Origin of the sequence: Actinoplanes sp. CA-015351, from assembly GCF_050955685.1 — a bacterium.
Lineage (GTDB): Bacteria > Actinomycetota > Actinomycetes > Mycobacteriales > Micromonosporaceae > Actinoplanes.
In genome coordinates, this window is record NZ_CP192102.1 from 6,681,386 (window position 1) to 6,705,488 (window position 24,103).

Consider the following 24,103-nt stretch of genomic DNA (forward strand, 5'->3'; position numbering starts at 1 on the left):
CAGCGCCGGAAACGTCGTACCCCCGGCCTAGGGTCTCACCGTGGGATTGGAACGATGGTCAACCGCCCAGGTCGAGGCTCTCGCACCCGACGCGAGTTCGCTGCGTAACGCCCGCGGCGTCACCAGCCAGATCACGTCGTCAGGCCGGATCGACGACATCGTCTGGGGTGTCTGCCGGGGTTATCAGGTGGCGGCCGACCTGGCCGGGCCGGCGTTCACGTGCTCCTGCCCGAGTCGCAAGATCCCTTGTAAGCATGTGCTGGCGTTGCTGCTGCGCTGGTCGTCCGATGGTGTTTCCGATCGGGCGGCGCCCTTGTTCGTGACGGCCTGGCAGACCGCGCGTGCCCGGCCGGCCCGATCCGGCCCTCCCGATCCGGTCGCCGCCGCCAAACGGGCGCAGGATCGCGCCGAGCGGGTCGCCGGTGGCATGGCTGAGCTGCGGCGCTGGCTCGACGACCAGGTTTCCCAGGGTCTTGCTTCGTTCGCGCGCAACGGCCGGCAGGCCTTCGAGTCGATGGCGGCCCGCCTGGTCGACGCTCAGGCGCCGGGCGCGGCCAGCGCGGTGCGGCGGCTGGCCGGCGTCGCGGGCGCCGGCCCGCACTGGGCCGACCGGGTCCTCGGCGAGCTGGCCCTGCTGCGCCTGCTGGTCGACGGCCACGCCCGGCTCGCTGAGCTCGATCCCGCCCTCGCGGCCACCGTCCGCTCCCGGATCGGCTTCCCCACCGCGACCGACGACGTGCTGGCCGGCCCCCGGCTCACCGACCGCTGGCAGGTCCTCGGCCAGGTCGAGTTCGACGAGGGCGCCCTGACCACCCGCCGCACCTGGCTGCACGGCACCGGCTCCGACCGGTTCGCGCTGGTGCTGGCGTTCGCCGCGCCCGGCCAGCCGCTCGTCTCCGATCTGGTGCCGGGCACCGAGTTCCGCGGCGACCTCTGCTTCTATCCCGGCTCGGCCCCGCTGCGTGCCCTCGTCGCCGACCGCGCCTCGGCCGCCGAGCCTTTCGGCTCGCCATCGGGCGCCGGCTCCATCAAGGCGGCTCTCTCCCGCTGGGCGGGCCTGCTGTCCACCGAGCCATTTCGGTACGACGGACCGATGCTTCTCTCGGGCGTCCGTTTCGGTGAGGGTTGCCTGGTCGACGAGGAGGGTTCGGCGTTGCCGCTCGCTCCCGGCCACCGTGAGCCGTGGTGGCTGCTGGCCGCTGCCGGTGGGCGACCGGCCGATGTGGCGGCGGAGTGGTCACCGGCCGGGTTGCGCCCGCTGGCAGCCTGGGCCGGCGGCGATTTCGTGGTGGCCGGCGGCCCGGTGCCGGACCCGGGGGCGCGCGGTGAGCCGGAGCTCCCCGCGGAGCTGCTGGCCGCGGCGCTGGTGGGGACAGCGCGGAGGCCCTGGGCGGGCGAGTCGGTCGCGGCGGGCTCGCTGCGCATTTCGCTGGGGGCTCCCGCCGAGCTTCTGGAGGCGGCGGCTGTCGCGCTGGTCAGCCGGCGGGCCGGGGTTGAGCCGGTGGCCGGGCGGCAGCCGGTGAGTGCGGCGCCTGAGGAGGTTGTTCCTGCTCTGCCGGGCGCTGCCTCGCTGCGCCTGGCCCGGATTCTCGCCGGCGGGGCACCCGGTGGCGGCCATCTGGAGCAGGAGCTGCTCACCCAGTGGCTGGACGCCGCGGCCGCCCGGGGCGGGCTGGTCCGGCCGGCGCTGCTGCCCGCGCTGCTCGACGCCGGGCGGCGTAACACGACGATCCGTGGTTCCCTCGCCCAGGTCGCGGGCGCTCGCGGGGTGTGGCTGGCCGGGCAGCGCGGCGACTGGCGGTGGCTGCTCGACGAGGCCGTTCCGGGCAGCCTGCCACTCTCCGGGGTCGGCGACGAGTGGCGGACCGGCACCGGCAGCGTCCGGCTCAACCTGCTGGTCACGCTGCGCCGGGCCAGTCCTGATCGGGCACGCGAGCTCCTGGAGAGCACCTGGGACCAGGAGTCGTCGGACGACCGGGCCCGGTTCCTTCAGACGTTCGGGACCGGACTGTCCCTCCGGGACGAACCGTTGCTGGAGCGCGCCCTCGACGACCGGCGCAAGGAGGTCCGCGAGTCGGCGCTCGACCTGCTCCGCGGGTTGCCGGGCGCGGCCCTCGGCGTCCGGATGGCCGCGCGGGCCCAGGCGGCGGTGCGCTGGGACGGTTACCGGTTGACGGTCGAGCCGCCCGAGGAAATCGACACCGGCCTGCGCCGCGACGGCGTCAGCGCGGCGCCGCCACGGGGTGTCGGAGCGGGCGCGTGGCTGCTGGAGGAGGTCGTGGCAGGCACTCCCCTGGACACCTGGACCGGGCTCGACGCCGCCGGGTGGGTCGGGGTGGCCCGGGGGCACGACTGGGTGAACCCGCTGCTGCACGGCTGGGCCAAGGCCGCCATCAGCCGGCGTGACCCGGTCTGGGCGGCCGCGCTGCTCGCTTCGGACGCGGCCGCGCTGCGCGAGTCGGTGCGCTGGGACCTGCACCTGGTGCTGCCGGCCGGCCAGCTGGCGCGGCTCGCCGCCGAGGCGCTGCGCACCGAGGACGGCGCCGCGCACCGGCTGCTCAGCCTGCACCCGGGGCCGTGGCCGGACCGGCTCGCCGTGGCTGTGCTGGAAACGGTGGCGGCGCGGGCGCGTACCGATCGGCACACCTGGCAGCTCGGTGAGCTGTGCCGGACCGCGGCGCTCGCGATGCCGCCCGATTACGCGGACCTGGCCGGGCGCCTCGCCGCCGAGCTGGACCAGTCCGTTGATCCGTCGCGGGTGCGGCCGGTGGCCGACCTCGCCCGCACTCTCACCTTCCGCCACGAGATGCTTCAGGAGCTCCAGTGACCGCACTGCGACCGCACGCCGAGGACCAGTACGCCGAGGAGCTCGCCCTGCTCGCCGCCGCGGACGACCGGGGACGGCCGCCGGGCTGGCGGCTGTCGCCGCACGCCGTGGTGACCTACCTGCTCGGCGACGGCGCGAAGATCACCCCGAAATACGTGGGGCCGCGCCGGCTCATCGAGGTCGCCGTCGCCACGCTCGCAACCGACCGGGCGTTGCTGCTGCTCGGTGTGCCCGGCACCGCGAAGACCTGGGTCTCCGAGCATCTCGCGGCGGCGATCTCCGGTGACTCCACGCTGCTGGTGCAGGGCACCGCCGGCACGGCCGAGGAGTCCATCCGGTACGGCTGGAACTACGCCCGCCTGCTCGCTGAGGGACCCACCGACGCGGCGCTGGTGCCGAGCCCGGTGATGCGGGCGATGCGGCTCGGCTCGATCGCCCGGCTCGAGGAGCTCACCCGGGTGCCGTCCGACGTGCAGGACGCGCTGATCACCATCCTGTCCGAGAAGACACTGCCGGTCCCGGAGCTGAACACCGAGGTGCAGGCGGAACGCGGGTTCAACCTGATCGCCACGGCGAACGACCGGGACCGCGGGGTGAACGAGCTGTCCAGCGCGCTGCGGCGGCGGTTCAACACGGTGGTGCTGCCGGTTCCGGCGAACGCCGACGACGAGGTGGAGATCGTCGCGCGGCGGGTGGCGCAGCTCGGCCGGTCGCTCGAACTGCCCGAGGTGCCGGAGGCGCTCGACGAGATCCGCCGGGTCGTCACGATCTTCCGCGAGCTGCGGAGCGGGGTGACCGAGGACGGGCGTACCAAGCTCAAGTCGCCGACCGGCTCGCTCTCCACGGCCGAGGCGATCTCGGTGATCACCAACGGGATGGCGCTGGCCGCGCACTTCGGCGACGGCACGCTGCACCCGGGTGACGTGGCCGCCGGCATCCTCGGCGCGGTGGTCAAGGACCCAGTGTCGGACGGGGTGGTCTGGCGCGAGTACCTGGAGACGGTGGTCCGGGAGCGCAGCGATTGGCTCGACTTCTACCGGGCAGCCCGCGATGCCTGAACGGCTCTACGGCGTACGCCATCACGGGCCGGGGTCGGCGCGGGCCGTGGTGCGCGAGCTCGAACGCCAGCGGCCCGGCGTGCTGCTGATCGAGGGCCCGCCGGAAGCCGACGACCTGGTCCGCTGGGCGGCCGACAGCGGGCTGAACCCACCGGTGGCGCTGCTCGGTTATGCCGTGGACGATCCGGGGCGGGCTGCCTTCTGGCCGTTCGCCGTCTTCTCACCGGAGTGGCAGGCGATCAGCTGGGCCGTGCGAAACGGTGTTCCGGTTCGATTCTTCGACCTGCCTTACGCGTACCAAATAGATCTTGATCTGGAAGGGCGTGTGGGACGGCCTGTCGATCCGATCGGGGAGCTGGCGGCCGCGGCCGGTTATGACGATCCGGAGCGCTGGTGGGAGGACGTGGTCGAGCATCGCGGGGTGCCGGTCTTCGAGGCGATCGAGGAGGCGATGACCGCGATCCGGCACGGCGCTGTCCGGGGTGGCGCTGTCCGGGGTGGCGCTTTCCGGGATGGCTCTGACGAGGAGGGCGAGGATCCCCGGGATCTGGTGCGGGAGGCCTTCATGCGGCAGGTGCTGCGGGAGGAGCGGCGGCGGCACGACGACATCGCGGTGGTGTGCGGGGCGTGGCACGTTCCGGCGCTCGCCCGCAAGGTGCCGGTGAAGGACGACGTCGCGCTGCTCAAGGGCCGGAAAAAGGCGAAGGTCGCGTTCACCTGGGTGCCGTGGACCTATGGGCGGCTGGCGTCCTGGTCCGGTTACGGCGCGGGTGTGCGGTCGCCGGGCTGGTACCACCACCTGTTCACCGCCGCGAGCGACGTGGTCCCGCGCTGGCTCGTCGACGCCGCCGGGGTGCTGCGGTCCGAGGGTGTGCCGACCTCATCGGCGCACGTGATCGAGGCGACCCGGCTCGCCGAGGCCCTCGCCACGCTGCGCGGACGGCCGCTGGCCGGGCTGACCGAGGTCACCGAGGCCGCCGAGGCCGTGATGTGCGACGGCGAACCGCTGCGCACCGCGCTGATCGACCGTCGGCTCGTGGTCGGCGAACGGCTCGGCACGGTTCCCGACGAGATGCCGGCCGTCCCGCTGGCCCGCGACCTGGCCGCGCAGCAGAAATCGGTACGCCTCAAGCCCGAACCCACCGAGCGCGCCCTCGACCTGGACCTGCGCCGGGAGATCGATCTGCGACGCAGCAGGCTGCTGCACCGGCTGCGAACCCTGGACCTGGCGTGGGGCGAACGCACCCCCGGCCGGCGGGGCACCGGCACGTTCCGTGAGGAGTGGCGGATCTGCTGGCAGCCGGAGTTCGCGGTCCGGCTCGTCGAGTCGAGCATGTGGGGCACCACTGTCGTCTCCGCCGCGACGGCCCGGGTCACCCGGCGCGCGCACGCCGCCACCACGCTCGCCGAGGTCACCGAGCTTGTCGAGATCTGCCTGCTGGCGGACCTGGCTGACGCCTATCCGGCGGTGCTCGCGGCGCTGGACACCCGGGCCGCGCTCGACGCCGACGTGCACCATTTGATGGCGGCTTTGCCCGCTTTGGCGCGGACTCTGCGGTACGGGGACGTCCGGCGTACCGATGTGTCGGGTTTGTCGGTGGTGACCGCCGGCTTGCTCGGGCGGATCTGCGCGGGGCTGCCGTCGGCGGCCGGTTCGTTGTCCGACGAGGCGGCCAAGCAGCTGCGTGACGGCATGGACGGCGTGCACCAGGCGGTTGGCCTGCTCGACGACGAACGGTTGCGCGACCAGTGGCTGGCCACGATTTCTCTGGTGGCGACGCGGCCCGGCCTGCACGGGCTCCCGGCGGGGAGGCTGACCCGGTTGCTGCTGGACGCAGGACGGCTGGACAGCGCCGAGGTGCGCCGGCGGCTCCGGCTGCCGCTGACCGTCGGTGGTTCACCGGCGAACGCGGCGGCCTGGGTGGAGGGGTTCCTGGCCGGCGGCGGGCTGCTGCTGGTCCATGACGAGGCGCTGTTGTCGCTGGTGGATGAGTGGATGGCGGACATTCCGGCGGATTCGTTCGAGGACGTTCTTCCGTTGTTGCGGCGGACGTTCGGCGGGTTCGACGCCGGTGAGCGCCGGGCCATCGGTGAGCGGGTGGCTCGCCGGGTTCGGGGTGGTGACGGGCCGGACGTGGCGGTGGAGCTGGATCGGGAGCGGGCGGTTTCGGTGCTGCCGGCGCTGAGTGCGCTGCTAGGCCGATCGCTCTCTTCCGGGTTTGCTCCGCTTTCTTCGGGGAGGGAAGGATCATGACCGAGGACGCTTCCCGGGAACGGCAGCGGCGCTGGCGGCTCGCCCTCGGCGGTGAGGCCGACGAGTCACTCGGCAAGGCGGCCGCCGGCAAGGACGGCGCGATGGACGCGGCGCTGGCCGCGCTCTACGACGGCGGCGGTGACTCCGGTTCCGGCAAACAGCGGTCCGCCGGGCTCGGCAGCTCGGCACCAAAGGTGGCGCGCTGGCTCGGCGACATCCGGGAGTACTTCCCGAGCACTGTCGTGCAGGTCATGCAGGCCGACGCGATCGAACGCCTCGACCTCACCCGGCTGCTGCTCGAACCCGAGATGCTCGCCGCTGTCGAGCCCGACGTGCACCTGGTCGGCACGCTGCTCTCGCTCAACCGGGTCATGCCGGACGCGACGAAACAGGCGGCGCGGCAGGTGGTGCGTACCGTCGTCGAGCAGCTGGAACGGCGGATCACCCAGCAGACCCGCTCGGCGGTGTCCGGTGCGCTGAACCGGGCGTCGCGCATCAACCGGCCCCGGCACGCGGACATCGACTGGGACAAGACGATCCGGGCCAACCTCAAGCACTACCAGGCCGAGCACCGGACCGTGATCCCGGAACGGCTGATCGGTTACGGACGGCGGACCACCGCGGTGCAGCGCGACGTGGTGCTCTGCGTCGACCAGTCCGGGTCGATGGCGTCGTCCGTGGTGTTCTCCGGGGTGTTCGCGGCGGTGCTGGCGTCGATGCGGTCGCTGCGGACCTCGCTCGTCGTCTTCGACACCTCGGTGGTGGACCTGACTCCGCATCTCAGCGATCCGGTGGAGGTGCTCTTCGGGACGCAGCTGGGCGGCGGGACGGACATCAACCGGGCGATGGCGTACGCACAGCAGCTCATCACTCGCCCGCGGGACAGCATCTTCGTGCTGATCAGCGATCTGTACGAGGGCGGCGTCCGGGAGGAGATGCTGCGCCGGGCCGCCGAGATGAAGGCGGCGGGTGTGCAGGTCGTGGCGCTGCTGGCGCTCTCTGACGAGGGCGCCCCCAGTTACGACCATGAGAACGCGGCGGCTCTCGCGGCCCTGGGTGTTCCGGCGTTCGCGTGCACGCCGGACGCCTTCCCCGAGCTGATGGCTGCGGCGATCGAGAGGCGGGATCTGATGGCGTTCGCCGCCCGAATGTAACTACCCTGAGGGGCATGAGTGCTTACCTAAATGTTTGGCAGCAGTCGTGGGATCGGCAGCAAGAGGCGTTCATGCCGGACCGGGAGCACCGGTTCGAGGCCATGCTCGACGCCGTCGCCGCTGTTAACGACGGCGTTTCCCCGCGCCTGCTCGATCTCGCCGGCGGGACCGGATCGATCAGCCTGCGTACGCTCGCCCGCTTCCCCGGCGCCCAGGTCACCGTGCTCGACCAGGACCCGGTGCTGCTGACGATCGCCGAGTCCTCGCTGCACGCGTTCGGTGACCGCGCCACCATCGTCGACGCCGACCTGAGCGACCCGGGCTGGCGGTCCAAGCTGCCGGCCGATGGATTGCCGGCCGGCGGATTCGACGCGGTGCTGACCGCGACGGCGCTGCACTGGCTGCCGGCGGCCCGGGTGAGCGCCCTCTATGCCGAGATCCGCGAGGTGCTGCGGCCCGGCGGCCTTTTCGCGAACGCCGACCACATGCCCCAGGAGGGCCTGCCGGAACTCTCGGGCAAGCTGCGTGATCACGCGCGGGTCCAGCGCGAGGCACAGTACGCGTCCGGCGCCTCGACGTCGTGGCCTGACTGGTGGGACCGCGCCGCCGCCGACCCGGTGCTCGCCCCGAAGTCCGTCGAGCGGGCGCGGATCTACCCGGCGCGCGAGCACGACGCGGAGGAGTGGACGCCGCCGGCCTCGTGGCACGTGCAGGCGTTGCTGGCCGGCGGCTTCCGCGAGGCCGGCGTGATCTGGCGAGGCGGCACCGACGCGGCGGTGGCCGCGGTTCGCTGAGCGATCTGGTCGGTCCGGGGGCCTTTTCCCCGGCTTAACGCCAGGGCCGCCGTGGATGACAGCCGGGGGCCCTGGCGTTAAGCCGGGCTTGTCAGTCGGTCCAGCGCAGGAATCGGTCGAACAGCTCGGACGCCGGGGACTGGGGCATGTCGCGGGCCGCTTCCTCGATGTGGTCCCACATCTTCACGGCCAGTTCGACGCGGCCGTTCTCGCGGGTCAGCCGTTCCCGGGCGGGGTCGCAGGGCCAGGGACGGCCGCAGACCTGGCAGTCCCAGGACGGCCGCGCGGGGGTGTGCTCCACCTGGTCGCCGGGCACGTGCCCCTCCTCCCCGTCATCCGGGCATGAGGGAACGGCTCGAGTCCGCCGCCATCGCACCCGTATCCCCACACCATGGAGGGCGATCCGGTACGGGGTCAACCGCACGTCCCTGAAGAAGGTGACCTCGGAACCCGCTTGCGACCACGATCCGACAGTGCTGCGAGACGGGTCACGCTCGGCGGGATCTTACGGATTTTCCGGGCGATATGTCCTCATATTTGGGAGCATGGGGATTCGCTCACGACCGGGAGGACGGTGACATGGCCAACGACGAGCAGGTCGATCCCGAGACCAGCGGCGGCATCTACGCCTCGGCGACGGCCGACACTCCGGAACGCCGTAATCAGCGTCGCAAACAGGCCGTCGTGGCGGTCGTCGGCGCGGCTGCGGTGCTGGCCGGCGGCGGGTTCCTGGCGCTGCAGCTCACCGGCTCCGGGCAGCCGGCTCTCCCGGAACCCGCAGCGCTCGCCCCGCTCACCGATTCGCCGGCGCCGTCCAGTCCGGCCGCTGTGGAGCCTTCGGTTTCGCGTACCGTCACCAAGGCTCCCAAGCCGGCGGATGCGGTCGAGATCAGCCCCGCGCCCTCGCCGTCGCCGAGCGCGGAGGCGGAAGCCTCCGGCTCGGCGGAAGAGCAGCTCAGGGCCGCCGGCACGGAGTCGCAACCGGTGACCGAGCGCACCGAGCTGCTGGAGAACGGCACGATCCGCATCGTCTCGGCCCCTCGCGACCTGACCGGCGAGCGCGAGCTTTCGCTCGCGACCGACAAGGGAAAACCCGCGGGCCAGGGCGTCAAATGCACCACAAAGGTACGCGTGAACTCCAGCACTCCGGTGAGCGTGCGCCCTACCTTGCTGCTGTGCTGGCGGACGTCAGAAGCGCGCAGCGTGGTCACGATGGCCGTCGTCCCGTCCGGCGAGCCGCCCACGAGTTCGAGCGTCGAGATCATCGGCAAGGAGTGGGCGCGGCTCGGCTGAACGTGCGAAAGGGGCAGGACCACTGCGGTCCTGCCCCCTTTTTGATCACAACCGTCAGGCAGTGACGGTGGCGCTCGTGGTGCCGAGAATCTCGGTCGTGTCCGCAACCACGACCCGGTACTTCTGTCCCGTGACCAGCCCACTCACCGCCGCCTTGGCGGTGGTCGCGGAGTAGGTGCCCACCGTCCGCCAGGCGCCGGAGACGTACTGCTGCACCTCGACGGCCTGCCCGGCGTGACCGGTGAGGACCACCGTCATGACGCCCTTCGCGGTGCGGGTGGCGGCAACCTTGACCCGTACGGTGTAGCTCGCCGTGGCCGACGTGACCGCCGTGGTCGTCTCGGTCTCCGGAACCGTCAGGTAGACCTGGTAGGCAGCCGTCGCCACGCGGGACACCAGCAGCGTGCCGGCGGTCGTGGTCTTGGTGTCGGTGCAGGAGAACGCGCCGCCGGCTTCGGACAGGCAGACCGATACCGACTTCGCCGCGTACGCCTTGCCGGAGGCCTTCACCGTGAACGTGGTGACGGTCGATGTGCCGTAGGAGACCTCACGGGCGCTGACACCCACGGTCACCACCGGGGTCACCTTGGCAACGGTCTTGCTCGGGGTCGGAGTCGGGCTCGCTGTCGGCGACTTCGTCACCGGAGCGGTCGTCGGTGCGCTGGTCGGAGCGGTCGTCGGCGTGGTCGTCGGCGTCTTTGTTGTCGGCGCCACGGTGGGCGGTGTGGTCGTCGGAGCAGTGGTCGGGGCGCTCGTCGTCGGGGCGCTCGTCGTCGGGGCGGTCGTCGTCGGGGCGGTCGTCGTCGGGGCGGTCGTGGTCGGGGCGGTCGTTGCCGGGGCGGTCGTTGCCGGGGCGGTCGTCGGCGCGGTCGTTGCCGGGGTGACGGCGGCGAGGGCGGCAGCGGCGTCGATCCGGCCGTACCCGAAGTCGGTGTCCTTGCCGGCGGTACCGAGGTCCACGGCGGACTTCTCCAGCGCGGCCTGGATCTGGTCCGGCGTCAGGGCCGAGTTGTATGCCTTCAGCAACGCGGCGGCCGCGGCGACGTGCGGCGAGGCCATCGAGGTGCCGTTCATGTTCATGTACGCGTTGCCCAGCGCGGTGGGGTACGTGCTGAGGATGGCGCTGCCCGGCGCGGCGACGTCCACGTAGCTGCCGGCGTTCGAGTACGAAGCGACCTTGTCGGCGGAGTCGGTCGCGGCCACCCCGATGACGCCCTCGTCGGCGGCCGGGTAGTTGGTCGGGCTGCCCGAGGCCCGGCTGTTGCCGGCGGCGGCGACGACGGTGACGCCGCGGCTGCGGGCGTACGAGATCGCGTTGGTCACGGCGGCGACCTTCGCGGACGAGCCCAGCGACATGTTGATCACCTGTGCGCCGTTGTCGGCGGCCCAGATGATGCCCTCGGCGGTGTCCGACATGTACCCGCTGCCCTTGGCGTCGAGCACCTTGACCGGCAGGATCTTGACGTCCGGGGCGATCGCGGAGATGCCCACGTTGTTCCCGGTCACGGCCGCGATCGTGCCGGCCACGTGCGTACCGTGGCCGTTCGCGTCGGTGCTCTTGCCGGCCGTGTTGGCGATGGCGTCGTAACCGCTGAGGACATTGGCGGCCAGGTCGGGGTGGTTCGCGTCGACACCGGTGTCGATGACGGCGACCGTGACACCGGCCCCTGTCGACTTCTGCCAGGCGTTCGCCACGTTCATCTTGGTGAAGTCCCACTGCTGACTGCGGTACGTGTCCGAGCCGGTCGGCACACCGAGCGCTTTCACTGGGGCATCGATCTCGACACCGACCGCGTTCTTGGCCTTCTGCGCCTTCTCGACGATCTTCGCGGCGTCAGCCTTGTTCGTCGCCTCCTGAACGGTGACGACCGGACGGCCGCTCTCGTCGAGGGTGGTGCTGACGACCCGGGCCGGTTCCGCCTCGGTGACGGTCGCCGGAAGGATCTCCTGCGCGCTCTCGGTCAGTCCGTAGGTGACCGGCTGCCAGTCGTGACTTCCCAGCGGCAGAGCGACGGCACCCACGGCCGCGAGCGCTCCTGCAGCAACGGCACCGGCAGCGTACTTGCGCAGCTGAACCTTCATCCTCGTAGTCCCCTTCGTTGGCGTCGGGTTCGAGAATCGACGAACGAGGGTCGGTCATGAGATCGCATCCGGTTGCGGCTGGGTAGCAGCGGGCCAGACCCTGGGGATTGGCTGGTGATTATCCAGATTCCATGCGATATGTCCTCATCTCTTGGAAGCATGGGTGGTTGAAAACCGACAAATACCCCGGAGGACGGTGACATGACGGAGAACGAAGCGCCCACGCCCACCTCACAGGCGAGCAATCGCCGCCGGCGCACCCTGCTCGCAGCAGGCGGCGCGGCAGCAATCGTCGCAGGCGGCGCGTTCGCGATGACCCAGACGAACGGTTCCGAGCAGCAAAGCCTCCACGAACCACCCGCCCCAGCAGCGATCGCGGCCATCTCCGCTGAGGTATCGCCGGCACCCGACGTGTCGCTTGGGTCCTCGCCCACCTCAGCACCAGCCTCGAGTCCGGCTCCGACCTCGGCAGCTGCGAGTTCATCGGCAAAGCCCACGTCCAAGCCGGACAAGGGTGACGAAGAGCGGAAGGAATCGCAGACGGAGAGCCGGAACGGCGGAAGAAGCGACGAAGAGATCCGCAAGGAAATCAAGAAGGCCAGGGCCGAGGCCGCCGACGAGGGGGTGCCCCTCAAACGACCTCTCACTGCGAAGAAGGACGTATCCACCGATGTGAGCCGCCGGACCGAAACCCTCAAGAACGGCACAGTCCAGGTGGAGAGCTCCCGGTCCGATCTCACGGGTCAAGGTCGTCTGCTCCTTGCCGGCGCAGAAGGCGAGCCGGTCGGCAGCGGCATCAAGTGCACGAACAAGGTGCGATTCAGTTCAGGGACACCGGCGACAGAGCGACCGACACTACTTCTCTGCTGGCGTACCTCGTCCGACCGCAGCGTCGTGACGATGGCGGTCGTACCCAAGGGCAAGCCCCGAGCAGCCGACAGCATCGAAATCATCGGCAAGGAGTGGTCACGGCTCAGCTGATTCGGCGAGCCTCAGCACGATGCCCTGATCTGTGAATCTGAAAGTCGAAATCGGCAAGGAATCCGAGATGACGGACATGACAAAGAACGGAAAACGCAGAACCGCTACGGCAGCCGCCCCCGCAAGTCGCCAGCGTCTGCAGGCCGCCACCGGGCTGGTGGGCATCGCCCTGCTCGGAACTGGCCTCATTGGCGCGTGCGGAACGGGCGATGATCGAGACGCGCTCAGTAGCAGCACCCCCGCTGCCGCACAGCGGGACCAATCAGAACCCGCGGTTCCACCCGGCAGCCCTTCACCGACCCCGGGTGACTCCGTGAGCAAGCCGGCCGCGACGGATCTGTCCAGCACAGAGGCCAAGCCGTCGACAACCGTCTCGCTCTCGGCCGCGGACCAGGAGCGTGTGGAGGCCGCCCGAGAGAACGGTAAGAAGAACAGCACCAAGATCACTCGGCCGTACACGGTCAGCCGGCAGGGTGGCGCTTCGCCTGGATATTACCCGCAGGCCGTCGATCAGGACGTCATCGGTGATCTCAAGAAAGACGGAGAGACGATGCGGGTCTATACCTCACGACAGGACCTCACGGGATATCAGGAACTGGCGTGGGTAGTCAACGGTGAGCGGATCGGCGAGGCGTTCTGCACTCAGACGATCAAGCTGTCGAGCGATAAGAAAACGAGAACACGTCCCACCCTTCTGATCTGCTGGCGCACCAGCGCGGAAAAGAGTGTGTACACGGTTCTCGTCGACGTCGACAAGAAGCCGTCGAAGAACAAGAGCCTGTCGGTGATCAAGAAAGAGTGGGCGAGGCTGGGCTGAACCTCCAGTAAAAATCGGCGGTCGCCCCATCAGGGCGACCGCCGATTTTCGAGCAACCCGCATAGCAAGGGAAACGAGAAACCAGCCCGGGCCGGGCCCGGGCTGGTTCTGACTCTCGAAGTGCCGGTGACGACTTAGTAGTCGGCCACCGTGAAGGTCGAACCGCTGGACGGAATCGACTGGCTGTACGTCGACACGACCGGCTCGGTCGCACCGGTGCTGACCACCGTCAGGTTGTAAGCACCACGCGGCACATGCGGGGACGAGAACGCCGCAAGGTCAGAAGGCGTCCCGGCCACCGGCGTGGGAACCGAGATCGTGATGGTGGCACCACTGTTGGCGACACCGGTGATGGTGGCACCCTTCGGAATGCCGGTACCGGTGATGAGGCTGCCGACAGCAACCACGTTCGCGGCGGTGAAGCTGGAAACACCGGTGATGACATTGCTGCCCGCAACCAGTGTGCCTGTGCCCGCCGTCGCGCCGGTGTTGGTCCGGCCGACGGTGAAGTCACCGGCGACCGTCGTCGCACCCGTGGCAACGTTCGAGACGCGGATCGCCGTGGTGCTGATCACATCCGAGACATAGGTGCCACTCGGGAAGAGAGAGGCGCTGGTGCCGGTGATAGGGAGGCCGATGTGCTGTTCCTTGATGATGCCCGCAGCAAGGCCCGAGATGATGTCACTGCCCTGAGTGATGACCGCGGCGTTGGTGTTGTCCGGGTTCAGCGCGGTGGCCTCAGCGACCCAGTTTCCGTCCGTGCCGATACGCGAAGTCAGTTCCAGCGTGCAGATCAGTTCAGAATCGCTGATCACCAGAATGTTGTGGCATTCGGAGATCGGCCCGTTGGGCTTGTCACCCGCGGGAACAGCAGCAGTCGAGCGGTACGGGTTGTAGATGCCGCGCGTAAGGAAAACCTTCGCGTAGGCAGCCGTGCTCGCCGAGTTTGCAGCCGTGTTGCTGACATTCAGGCTCAGGAAGTTCATTCCGATGACGTCGACATCCACCGGCCCAGAGTTAGGTGCGGTGTTCGGCGTCACGACAATGCCGTTGGTGTATGTGTACGCACTGGTCAGGGTCGACTGACCGTTGGACGACGTGACGAGAATCGGCACAAGGCCTGCCGCGTGCGGAGGCGCCGTCGCAGTGAAGCTCGTGCTGGAGACCGGCGTGATGTTGGTCAGCGCCAGACCGCCCAGGGTGGCAGTGATGGAGCCCGCCGTGGTGGGGAAGCCCGTACCGACAACGGTGATGGTACCGCCACCGAGAGCCGGGCCACCAGACGGAAGAATGCTGGTGACGGACTGGGTCACGTCGGTAGTGACGTAGGCGCCGCTACCGATCAGGGTGGTGCCGTTGTAGAAGCAGAGCTTCTTCGACGCCGTTGCCAGACCCGACAATGCCGGGAACGTCACCGAGGCCTTGTAGTTCGACAGCTTCTTGACGGAGGGGACAGAGACCCAGGTGGTACCCGCCGTGCCGGGTGTGGCCGGGCATGTCGTCGCGTTCGTCACGGCTGCTGTCGGCGACGTGATGCCGTTCAGCCAGGCCACCGAGGTCGAGTTCGCCGTGATGGTGTTTCCACCCGCAGACGAGCCACCCGCACTGCTGAGGGTCAGGATCGGCTCTGCGAAGGCCGGTGTTGCCATGCTCAGTACTGCGGCAGTCGCCGCGCTCGTCGCGATTACGGCGCGCAGGCCGCGGCGACGAGCTGTGGACTTCGTCTTACTCATGCGTTGTCCTCCTGCGGTCCTACATGGCCGCATCGGTCGGGTCGTTGAGGCCCGGTCGAGGGGATCCGCCGCCGGGCCGTCTCGCTGAGGAGCGTAACTTGCGGCATTCGCGCAAATGCGGAGAGTTATGAATTTCGTTCCGAATGCCCACTTGATGACCTGCCGGACGCTCAACCACCGCTCCCGTTGACAGCGGCCACCTCGCGCGCTACGTTGTTCTCAGATCGAGTAATACTCAACTTGAGACAAACCAAGGGAGGCCGCCATGCAGGACCAGGACAGCTACCTAGCGGGCTACAACCCCAGCAAATACCCCGCGCTGGCGGTCACCGTCGACGTGGTCGCCCTGACGATCCGGGACAGCAAGCTCTGCGTCCTGCTCGTCGAGCGCGGTGCTCAGCCCTTCGCCGGGCACCGCGCCCTCCCCGGCGGCTTCGTCAAGGAGGAGACGCTGGACGACGCCGCGCGACGGGAGCTGGCCGAGGAGACCGGCCTGACACCGGGCCACGGCGATCTTGACCGGGTGCATCTGGAGCAGCTCAAGACCTACGGCGACCCCGGCCGCGATCCCCGGATGCGGATCGTCTCCGTCGCGTACCTGGCGTTCGCGCCGAGCCTGCCCGAGCCGACCGCCGGCAGTGACGCGGCTGTCGCCTACTGGGTGCCGGTCGACGAAGCGAAGGATCTGGCGTTCGACCACGACGACGTGCTCGCCGACGCCCTGGAACGTGCTCGGGCCAAGCTCGAATACACCCCGCTCGCGACCGCCTTCGTCAACGAGGAGTTCACGATCGGTGAGCTGCGGCAGGTCTACGCCAGCGTCTGGGGCGAGGATCTGCACGCCGGGAACTTTCATCGCAAGGTTCTCAGCGTCCCCGGCTTCGTGGAGAGCACCGGGACCACCACCTCGCGAGGGGGCGAGCGCGGCGGTCCGAAGGCGAAGCTCTACCGGGCCGGTGACGCGAAGCTGCTGCACCCGGCGCTGCTGCGGCCGACCCGTGAGGACCGGGTCCGATGAGCACCCTGGTGGGTGCCGAGCGGCGACGACGGCACGAGGAGAGAATGACGACGACCTTCGAGGACGCGGTCGCCCAAATACAAAGAGCACGAACGAAGCAAGATCTCAGCGGTCACTCGTACCGTCAATGGGCGAAGATCGTGCACCCGGATGCCGCCGGCGCGGGGCGGCGCGCAAGTGCGACGGAGGCCTTCGCCAAGCTTTCCGCTCTCTACCAAACCCCCACCGAAAAAAGCGGAACGACGCTCAGGACGAAAACCGCGACATATCGGGTAGGACCGGTCTTCGCGAGCGGCGACATCGCCGAGATCTACGCGGACGGCCCGGCCCTGTTGAAGATCCCTCGCGACCCGGCGGACAACGACCTGATGGACGCCGAGGCCGAGGCGCTCAGACAACTCGACACCACCGGTGATCCAAGATTCCGTGCCTACGCGCCCATTCTGAGAGAGAGCTTCACCCACGAGGACCAGGCAAAACGCCGCCGGCGGGTCAACGTCCTCGAACGACAGCGCGGCATGCTGCGCCTCGATCAGATCGGCCGCATCAACACCGAGGACGCCATCTGGATCTGGCGGCGGCTGCTGATCGCGATCGGCTGGGCGCACCGCGCCGGCGTCATCCACGGCGCTGTCCTGGAGAGCCACATCCTGATCCACCCGGAGCGCCGCGGCCTGGTGCTTCTCGACTGGTGCTATGCCGGGAATCGACCGCGAGCGATAGTGAGTGCAAGCAAGGCGGTCTATCCGCCTGAGGTGCTTCACGAAAGGACCGCGAGCCCGGCCACTGACATTTACATGGCGACCGGCTTGATGACCCGGGTCATCGGCCCGTCCCGACTGCCCGAGCCGCTGCGGCGGTTCGCCGCGGGCTGCTGCTACAGCGCCCCGCGGATGCGGCCCCAGGACGCCTGGGCGCTGCTCGGCGAACTCGACGAGCTGATCCCCGCGAAATTCCGGAACTGAAGGACTGAAGGAGTAAACGATGGGAAGCGGACACTGGTCCACCGACGTCTACACCGCCGCGGCGAGTTACCGCGCCGCGACCGGCCGGAGCGCCTTCGACTACAGCGACAGCGGCGCCCGTCGCACCCACCCGGATCTGGACCCCAGCGGCGTCTTCATGCGCGAGGCCCGGGACTCCGACGAGCACCCCTTCAGTACGCCGATCACGGTCCTGTTCGACGTGACCGGCTCGATGGGCAACGTGCCCCGGGTGCTGCAGACCAAGCTTCCGCAGCTGCTCGGGCTGCTGACGAGGAAGAACTACGCGATCGATCCGCAGATCATGTTCGGTGCGATCGGCGATGCGACCTGTGACCGGGCGCCGCTGCAGATGGGTCAGTTCGAGTCGGACAACCGGATGGACGAGGACCTCGCCAAGATCTGCCTGGAGGGTGGTGGCGGCGGGCAGAAGCACGAGTCCTACGAGCTGGCCCTGTACTTCATCGCCCGGCACACGATCATCGACTCGATGATCAATCGCGGTCGTCGCGGTTATCTGTTCCTGATCGGCGACGAGATGCCGTACCCACGGGTCAAGCCGCGCGAGGTGAACGCGGTCATCGGCGACACGATCAAGCAGCCGATCGAGATCGAGGAGATCATCGCCGAGCTGCAGCGCAAATGGGACGTCTACTACATCCTGCCGACGGCGGCCGGCTGGGGCGGCGACGCCGAGGTGCTGGCCCGCTGGCGTGAGCTGCTCGGCCAGAACGTCCTGGAACTCGACGACCTGGACGCGGTCTGCGAGACGATCGCGCTGACGGTCGGCCTCGGCGAGGACGCGATCGACCTGGACGAGGGCATCGCCGACCTGGAGGACGTCGGTTCGCCGGCCGGCAGCTCGGTGGGCCGGGCACTCGCGCCACTGCAGCGCAACGCGGTGGTTCGCGGCGAGGCGTTCGAGATCTCCGCTGGTCAGGGTGGGAATCAGCGGCTGTGAGAGAGCACGTCGCGGTCGTAGATCTTGGATATGGCGACGCCGGCAAAGGAACCATTGTCGATTTCCTGTGCACCACCTCCAAGATCAACGCCGTCCTCCGTTTCAACGGCGGCGCCCAGGCCGCTCACAACGTGATCACCGAGGACGGCCGGCACCACACGTTCGCACAGTTCGGGTCGGGCACGCTGCGTGGCGTACCGACCCACCTCACCCGCTTCATGATCGTCGACCCGCTGGCACTGGCCTCCGAGGCGGCCGCGCTCGGCAACCCGTTTCACCTGCTCACGGTGGATGGGGACGCACTGCTCGCCACTCCGTGGCATCGCGCCGCGAATCAGCTCCGCGAGACCCAGCGCGGTGCCTCACGTCACGGTTCGTGCGGGATGGGCATCGGCGAGACCATGGGGTACGCACTGGAGCACCCCGACGCGCCCCGAGTCGCCGACGTCCTCTCGCCCACACGGCTACGGCGCCGCCTCTCCGCCCTGCAAGCCGCACTCCCCTGTCCCGATATTTCGTTGGATGACGTGATCGATGCCTTCACCGCGTTCGGCGACGCCGTCCGGATCGTCGGCAGCGACCACACCGGCCGTCTGCTCAGCGAAGGCCCGTGCGTCTTCGAGGGCGCCCAGGGAGTCCTGCTCGACGAGTGGCGGGGCTGGCACCCGTACACGACCTGGTCGACCACGACGTTCGACAACGTGGCCGAGCTCTGCGACTCGTTCCGGCGGCTGGGGGTCGTCCGCACGTACACCACCCGGCACGGCGCGGGCCCGTTCGTCACCGAGTCGCCGCTCGGGCTCGACGAGCCGCACAACGGCCGAGGCGTTTGGCAGGGCGCTTTCCGTACCGGCCACTTCGACGCGGTGGCCCACCGGTACGCGGTCGAGGTGGCCGGCGGCGTCGACGCCCTGGCCGTGACCCACCTGGACGTCAAGGACCTGAAGATGTGCACTGCGTACCGCACCGGCGAGGAGATCTGGGACCGCATCGAGCCCGGCCCGCACCGCGATCTGGACTATCAGGAACGGCTCACCGAGCGCCTTCACCGAACCGTCCCGGCCACCGTGCGCCATCCGGAAAACTGGACGGAAGAAATCGCTGAAACACTTGATGCGCCGGTGGTGATCGAATCGCACGGCCCGCGTTCCAGCGATAAAAGAATTGCTGTCGGAATTCGCGTCTGACGGGTTACCCTGAGGTTCACAGCGCCAAACAAGCGCAGGTCACGGCAGAGGGAAGCCTTACCTAAAAGACAATAAGGCATGGCTTACCTAATGTAACGAACCTTTTACGGCAACATCACTTGATAACTGGAATAGACGCCGCCAATGGGGTTATGGTCGAGTCGAGGCCAATAACAATCAGGGGAGTCGAAATCATGACGCAGATGATGAACATGCCGCGGGTCCAGACGTGCACGGTCGCCGCATGCGGTTACAACCACGACGGCTGTACCGCCTTTGCGATCACCATCGGCAGCCTGCAGACCGCCGAGTGCGACACCTTCATCGGCTCGGGCGAGAAGGGCGGCATGGGTGTCGCCACCGCCCAGGTCGGCGCCTGCAAGCGGGCCGACTGCACGTACAACGAGAACCTCGAGTGCCGCGCCCCGGCGATCACCGTCGGCGCCTCCGCCGACAAGGCCGACTGCCTGACGTACGCGCGCGCCTGAGTTCACCAGCCTCGCAACAGGCCCGCCACCGCTACCGGTGGCGGGCCTGTTTCGTACGCAGCGCCTGACCAGCAATCTGATTATCAGATAGGGTAGGTGGCATGCGGACAATGACCGCCACTGAGGCCTCGCGGAACTTCTCCGTCCTGCTTGATGCCATCGAGCAGGGCGAGACGGTGACCATCACCCGGGGCAACCAGCCGGTGGCCGAGATCGGCCCGGCCCGCCGGCGAACCGGTTCGGACCTTCGCGCGGCGCTCGCCGGCATCCCGGCACCCGACGACCAATTCGCCGGCGACATCGCTGCCGCGGTGTCCCTGCTGGAGTCCGAGCGAGGTGATCCGTGGGCCGACGCCTGATCTTGGACACCAACGTCCTGATCGCTTACGAGCGCGGGACCATCGACCGCTCCGCCCTCGACAACGACGAACTTGCCGTCGCTGCGATCACCATCGCCGAGTACCGCGTCGGAATCGAACTGGCGGACACCGCCGAGCGCGCGGCCTCCCGGGCTCGCGCCCTGGCAGCGATCCAAAGCGTCGTCGACGTCCTGGCTTACACCGAGTCGACAGCTGCCCAGCACGCTCGCCTGATCGCCCACGTGCGCAGAAGCGGCACCCCACGCGGCGCCCACGATCTCATCATCGCTGCGCACGCCGCCGAGTCGGGACGAACTGTCCTGACTCGCGACCTCAAAGCCGGCTTCGCCGGGCTGCCCGGGGTCCTCGCCATCGACGCCGCCTGAGGCGCCTACCGGTGCCCGGACCGGCGCCGCCCCGAGCCGGCGCCGGTCCACTGGGGCCCGCTGGTCAGCACTGCCAGGTGCGCGGGTACTGCGGGGTGGCCGGGATGGTGGCGCCGGCGTCGACGAGGGCCTGGTCCTCTTTCGCGCTGCGCGGCACCGTCACGCTGCCGACCAGCAGGCCGGTGTCCGAGAGGTCGGTGGCCTGGGCCTCCTGCTTCTTGTCCGGCACCGGCAACTCGGTGACCTTTCCGTCGCGCAGCAGCCGGCCGGAGGAGTCGACCACCCAGCCTGAGGCGTTGACCGCGATGCCGGGGTTCTGGTCGCCCTCGACCTGGGTCAGCTCTCCACTCCGCAGATTCCAGAGGCCCACCGAACCGGGCTCCCAGATGCCTCCGGTGACCCAGTCGCCGCTGATCGAGTACGCCACGGCCTTGTGACCCGCCGGCACGGCCAGCTTCTGACCCTTGCCGTCCTGACTCCAGACCCACGGCTCGGAGCCCGACCCGTCGACGTAGATGCCGCCGGCCACCCGGCCGTCGTCGAGGATCTCCTGGACGTGCCCACCCTTCGGCAACGGCAGCTTGACCGGTGTGGTCGAGCCGCTCGGCCAGAGCAGCGCGATCGCACCCTTGCCCTCGATGTTGCCCTGCGGCTCGGCGTTGATCACCACGTCTCCGGCCGCGTTGATCGCCGGTTCCGGGTACGGGTGCCAGTCGCCTTCCGGCAGATCAAGCTCCGTATAGGCCCCGTTCTCGTACCGGAAGACGGTGTCCTCGTTGTTCCGGGTCGCCAGTCCGACCACCACGCCGGCGGCGTTGACCGCGGTGAGCTGGACCGAGTCGGCGATCACCGGCAGCGCTTCCGCCGTGCCGCCGGTCCAGAGCACCGGCCGGAAGTCCTGGCCCTTCGTGCCGTTGCCGACGATGTACCGGCCGGTGGGGTCGACCGCGAACGCGACCACGTTCTTCATACCTTTCGGCACCGGCAGCTCGGCGATCCGGCAGGCCGCGGGCGACGCCGGGGCTTCGCTGGCTCGCTGCAGAGCAGGCTGGATCACCATCGGTGCCGTCGCCGCGGTCGGCCGCAGCAGGACCGACGGAACGGCAACCAGCACACCCACGGCCAGGGAGGCGCCGACCACAGCGCGGGTGGCGGTGCGGCGGAATGCCTGCTTACGGGCCGCCGGCAGGACGGACTCGATCTGGACCAGGCTGGGTGGCACCGCGATCGCCTCCAGGCCGTCCCGCACCTTCTGCTCGTCGCTCATGCCTGGTACCTCGTTCCTTCCAGAGTCGTCGTCTCGCCGAGAACCGCGCGCAGGGCTGTCAGGCCGCGGGAGCACTGACTCTTGACGTTGCCGGTGGAGCAGCCGAGCGCCTCCGCGGTCGCCTCGACCGACAGATCGCTGAAGAAGCGCAGCACGATCACGGCGCGCTGGCCTTTCGGCAGCGATCGGAGCGCGGCCATCAACGAGTCGTGCTCCTCGACGTCCCGCTCGGCCACGGCCGGCGTCTCCGGAACCCGGTCGCCGAGAAGCACCCGCGTCCACGGGCGTCGGCGTTCATCGAGGAAGCGCCGGATCAGAATGCGGTGCACGTACCCGTCAAGGTTGTCGGCACGGACGGCCCGGCGCCATCCAAGGTAGAGCGAGGTGAGTGTGGCCTGAACGATGTCATCGGCCTGGAAGCTGTCGGCACAGAGCAGGTAAGCCGCGCGATGCAGGCGCGGCAGGCGCCCACTCACGTACTCGACGTACTCACGTTCCTCGTCGGAGCGCATCCCTCTCCCCCGTCGGCATTGTCCCCTGTCGCTCTACTGTCGCGGCGGGCCAGGCGGGAGGTTGCACGACGTCAATGCCGCCCTGTGATCGGGCCGGTTCGAGGCGCGCTCTATGCGGATGCCGCGGTCCAGACCGCCAGGGAATCGTGGACCAGGGCGGCGTTGCCGGTGGCCGGGCCGCCGTCTGGGCCGACCAGGGTGTCCTCCAGGCCGATGCGTGTGGGAAGACCCAGCCGGCCCGCGTGAGCGACAAGCGGCCAGCACGTCGCGTCCTCGCCGTGCAACAGGCGCGGTGCGGTGACCCCGAGATCGTCGAGGCTGGTGAGGATCGCGTCCGCCTCGGCCACGGCTGTCTCGGGCGTACCGTCGATGATCTCCACCAGGATGCGAAGCCAGGAGCCCGCGCTTGCGGCCAGCTTTAGTGCGTCGGCCGGCGACCACACCCCCGCCTCCACCCCGATGCCGGCCCGCTGCAATACCTCGGCCAGGTCGGCGAAGCCGGGCTCGCTGACGTTGACCGAGGCGAAGTCCGGCCGTGCCGCCGGTGGCAGGTCGGCCCAGCGGGTCACCGTCGCGAGCCGCCGGCCGGCATCGCCGTCGCTGATCCACAAGCCGGTTGTCACCCCCACCGGCACGCCCGGACAGGCCCGGCGCACCGCGGTGACGGCTGCGGCAACGTCGTCGGGATGCAGTGACTGCGCGCCGCCCTGCTCGCGCGGGTGCACGTGCAGTGCCTCGGCGCCGGCCGTCACCGCGGCGGCTGCCTCAGCGGCCAGTTCGGCGGGCGTGATCGGTACGGCCGGATGGTCGTCGCGGAGCCGGCCGCCGTTGAGGCACGCCTTGATTCGTTCAAGCGCCTTCAGAGGTACATGCCGATCGGGGAGGGCTGCTGCGGGACGGTGACCGGCTTGGCGCCGGTCTTCAGGGCGTACAGCTCCGCCAGTGTCGCGCCGTCCGGGGAGACGCCGGTGGGTGAGCCCAGCCAGGAGACCGCCTCCTGGTACGGCAACCGGCCCACCTCGATGCTGGCCAGGCACCGGCCCGGACGGATCACGGCGGGGTGCATCGTGGCGAGGTCTTCGTTCGTGGTGATGCCGATCAGCGCGTTGCGGCCCTGGCCGAGCATGCCGTCGGTGAGGTTGAGCAGCCGGGACAGGGCCTGGCCGGCGCTGGCCTTGGCCTCGCCGCGGATCAGCTCGTCGCAGTCCTCCAGCATGAGCAGCCGCCATTTCGGCTCCTCGTCGTCGCCGCTGCCCAGGGCCACGCTCATCAGGTACGCCGGATCGGCGAAAAGCCGCTCCGGATCGAGAACGCAGTCGACCTGGCACCAGGAGCGCCACTGCTGGGCGAGCGCCCGCAGCGCGGTGGTCTTGCCGGTGCCGGGCTCGCCGTGCAGCAGCAGGATCCGGCCGGTGATCGCCGTGTTGTCCAGCGTCATCAGCTGTTCGAGCGTGGAAGCAACAGGCGCCGCGTAGTTGCGCCGGATCTCCTCCCACGGCTCCGCCTCGATCTGTCGCTCGGCGCGGCGTGGGCCGTGCTGGCCGAAGTGCCAGAACCCGATCGGCACCGTGCCGGCCTCGGCCGGTGGCTCCTCGACCGCGTCGGCCACCGCCTCGCCGAGCAGCTTCTCGGCCAGTTCGGCGCTGGTCGCGGTGATCGTCACCCGGGCGCGGCGGCTCTGCTTCCAGCGCATCACGTGCAGGGTCCAGCCCTCGCCCACGCTGATCCGGTTGTGGCCGTCCTCCTCGACAGCGTCGCGAAGCACGGTCCCGTCCGGCACGCTCAGCAGCGCGTCCGGGCGGACGTTCTCCAGGTGGGTGGTCCGGCCGTACGGCTCGCGGCCGGTGACGAACGGGTCGAGGGCGATCAGGTCGACGATGTCCACCAGCCGGTCGCCGTCATCCACGGTGCCGGCGACCGGAAGCTGGTGGGGGGTGTCCATCACTTCA

Annotated in this window: 22 protein-coding genes; 15 read left to right on the top strand and 7 right to left on the bottom strand. The window is 69.5% G+C overall.

The genetic code is table 11. The features are described from left to right. Positions 1-40: 40 nt before the first annotated feature. Genes ACQP2E_RS30385 through ACQP2E_RS30405 form a run of 5 tightly spaced genes read left to right on the top strand, consistent with a single transcriptional unit; the run spans position 41 to position 8,087 of the window. Positions 41-2,827: a DUF5691 domain-containing protein gene (locus ACQP2E_RS30385; RefSeq protein WP_433826366.1), complete on the top strand. Its 2,787-nt coding sequence runs from the start codon at positions 41-43 to the stop codon at positions 2,825-2,827. After that, entirely contained in the window at positions 2,824-3,885 is a 1,062-nt protein-coding gene (locus ACQP2E_RS30390; RefSeq protein ID WP_433826367.1) for an ATP-binding protein, read from the top strand. The genes ACQP2E_RS30385 and ACQP2E_RS30390 overlap by 4 nt, the downstream gene beginning before the upstream one ends. Continuing rightward, positions 3,878-6,139 (top strand): DUF5682 family protein, encoded by a 2,262-nt coding sequence (locus ACQP2E_RS30395; protein WP_433826368.1) that lies wholly within the window; start codon positions 3,878-3,880, stop codon positions 6,137-6,139. Before ACQP2E_RS30390 ends, ACQP2E_RS30395 begins: the two co-directional genes overlap by 8 nt. After that, positions 6,136-7,293, top strand: a complete 1,158-nt coding sequence (locus ACQP2E_RS30400) for a VWA domain-containing protein (protein WP_433826369.1) — start codon at positions 6,136-6,138, stop codon at positions 7,291-7,293. The genes ACQP2E_RS30395 and ACQP2E_RS30400 overlap by 4 nt, the downstream gene beginning before the upstream one ends. A 14-nt stretch (positions 7,294-7,307) precedes the next feature. Then, on the top strand, positions 7,308-8,087 hold the full coding sequence (locus ACQP2E_RS30405; protein ID WP_433826370.1) for a class I SAM-dependent methyltransferase: 780 nt from the start codon (positions 7,308-7,310) through the stop codon (positions 8,085-8,087). Positions 8,088-8,178: 91 nt separating this feature from the next. Here the strand turns inward: ACQP2E_RS30405 and ACQP2E_RS30410 are convergent, their stop codons facing one another. After that, positions 8,179-8,403: a hypothetical protein gene (locus ACQP2E_RS30410; protein ID WP_433826371.1), complete on the bottom strand. Its 225-nt coding sequence runs from the start codon at positions 8,401-8,403 to the stop codon at positions 8,179-8,181. 263 nt (positions 8,404-8,666) lie between these two features. Between ACQP2E_RS30410 and ACQP2E_RS30415 the strand changes: the two genes are divergently transcribed. Further along, entirely contained in the window at positions 8,667-9,380 is a 714-nt protein-coding gene (locus ACQP2E_RS30415; protein WP_433826372.1) for a hypothetical protein, read from the top strand. A 54-nt stretch (positions 9,381-9,434) separates the two neighbouring features. Here ACQP2E_RS30415 and ACQP2E_RS30420 read toward each other — a convergent pair whose 3' ends face one another. After that, positions 9,435-11,462 carry a S8 family peptidase gene (locus tag ACQP2E_RS30420; RefSeq protein ID WP_433826373.1) on the bottom strand — a complete coding sequence of 676 codons (2,028 nt, stop codon included), beginning with the start codon at positions 11,460-11,462 and terminating at the stop codon, positions 9,435-9,437. Positions 11,463-11,663: 201 nt separating this feature from the next. Between ACQP2E_RS30420 and ACQP2E_RS30425 the strand changes: the two genes are divergently transcribed. Further along, positions 11,664-12,443, top strand: a complete 780-nt coding sequence (locus tag ACQP2E_RS30425; protein ID WP_433826374.1) for a hypothetical protein — start codon at positions 11,664-11,666, stop codon at positions 12,441-12,443. Between the two features lie 31 nt (positions 12,444-12,474). Next, positions 12,475-13,260, top strand: a complete 786-nt coding sequence (locus tag ACQP2E_RS30430; RefSeq protein ID WP_433826375.1) for a hypothetical protein — start codon at positions 12,475-12,477, stop codon at positions 13,258-13,260. Between the two features lie 134 nt (positions 13,261-13,394). On the opposite strand, the gene ACQP2E_RS30435 is transcribed toward ACQP2E_RS30430, so the two are convergent. Then, entirely contained in the window at positions 13,395-14,993 is a 1,599-nt protein-coding gene (locus ACQP2E_RS30435; protein ID WP_433826376.1) for an IPT/TIG domain-containing protein, read from the bottom strand. A 265-nt stretch (positions 14,994-15,258) separates the two neighbouring features. Here ACQP2E_RS30435 and ACQP2E_RS30440 point away from each other — a divergent pair, with 265 nt between their 5' ends. The 7 genes from ACQP2E_RS30440 (at position 15,259) to ACQP2E_RS30470 (ending at position 20,375) form a co-directional block, all read left to right on the top strand. Next, entirely contained in the window at positions 15,259-16,011 is a 753-nt protein-coding gene (locus ACQP2E_RS30440; RefSeq protein WP_433826377.1) for an NUDIX hydrolase, read from the top strand. Then, positions 16,008-16,976, top strand: a complete 969-nt coding sequence (locus ACQP2E_RS30445) for a molecular chaperone DnaJ (protein ID WP_433826378.1) — start codon at positions 16,008-16,010, stop codon at positions 16,974-16,976. Before ACQP2E_RS30440 ends, ACQP2E_RS30445 begins: the two co-directional genes overlap by 4 nt. 19 nt (positions 16,977-16,995) lie before the next feature. Further along, positions 16,996-17,955, top strand: a complete 960-nt coding sequence (locus ACQP2E_RS30450; RefSeq protein ID WP_433826379.1) for a hypothetical protein — start codon at positions 16,996-16,998, stop codon at positions 17,953-17,955. Next, positions 17,952-19,142 (top strand): adenylosuccinate synthetase, encoded by a 1,191-nt coding sequence (locus tag ACQP2E_RS30455; protein WP_433826380.1) that lies wholly within the window; start codon positions 17,952-17,954, stop codon positions 19,140-19,142. Before ACQP2E_RS30450 ends, ACQP2E_RS30455 begins: the two co-directional genes overlap by 4 nt. 194 nt (positions 19,143-19,336) lie before the next feature. Further along, positions 19,337-19,630 (top strand): DUF1540 domain-containing protein, encoded by a 294-nt coding sequence (locus tag ACQP2E_RS30460; protein ID WP_433826381.1) that lies wholly within the window; start codon positions 19,337-19,339, stop codon positions 19,628-19,630. 101 nt (positions 19,631-19,731) lie between these two features. Next, a complete protein-coding gene (locus tag ACQP2E_RS30465) occupies positions 19,732-19,989 on the top strand; it encodes a type II toxin-antitoxin system Phd/YefM family antitoxin (RefSeq protein WP_433826382.1) in 258 nt (85 codons plus the stop codon). Further along, positions 19,974-20,375, top strand: a complete 402-nt coding sequence (locus ACQP2E_RS30470) for a PIN domain-containing protein (protein ID WP_433826383.1) — start codon at positions 19,974-19,976, stop codon at positions 20,373-20,375. The genes ACQP2E_RS30465 and ACQP2E_RS30470 overlap by 16 nt, the downstream gene beginning before the upstream one ends. A gap of 64 nt (positions 20,376-20,439) precedes the next feature. Here ACQP2E_RS30470 and ACQP2E_RS30475 read toward each other — a convergent pair whose 3' ends face one another. The 4 genes from ACQP2E_RS30475 to ACQP2E_RS30490 all read right to left on the bottom strand — a co-directional run bounded on the left by ACQP2E_RS30475 (position 20,440) and on the right by ACQP2E_RS30490 (position 24,096). Continuing rightward, positions 20,440-21,642: a hypothetical protein gene (locus ACQP2E_RS30475; protein ID WP_433826384.1), complete on the bottom strand. Its 1,203-nt coding sequence runs from the start codon at positions 21,640-21,642 to the stop codon at positions 20,440-20,442. Next, positions 21,639-22,154 carry a SigE family RNA polymerase sigma factor gene (locus ACQP2E_RS30480; protein WP_433826385.1) on the bottom strand — a complete coding sequence of 172 codons (516 nt, stop codon included), beginning with the start codon at positions 22,152-22,154 and terminating at the stop codon, positions 21,639-21,641. The genes ACQP2E_RS30475 and ACQP2E_RS30480 overlap by 4 nt, the downstream gene beginning before the upstream one ends. Before the next feature lie 110 nt (positions 22,155-22,264). After that, on the bottom strand, positions 22,265-23,017 hold the full coding sequence (locus ACQP2E_RS30485) for a 3-keto-5-aminohexanoate cleavage protein (protein ID WP_433834098.1): 753 nt from the start codon (positions 23,015-23,017) through the stop codon (positions 22,265-22,267). Further along, entirely contained in the window at positions 23,014-24,096 is a 1,083-nt protein-coding gene (locus ACQP2E_RS30490; protein ID WP_433826386.1) for a DUF5925 domain-containing protein, read from the bottom strand. Before ACQP2E_RS30490 ends, ACQP2E_RS30485 begins: the two co-directional genes overlap by 4 nt. Between the last annotated feature and the right edge of the window lie 7 nt (positions 24,097-24,103).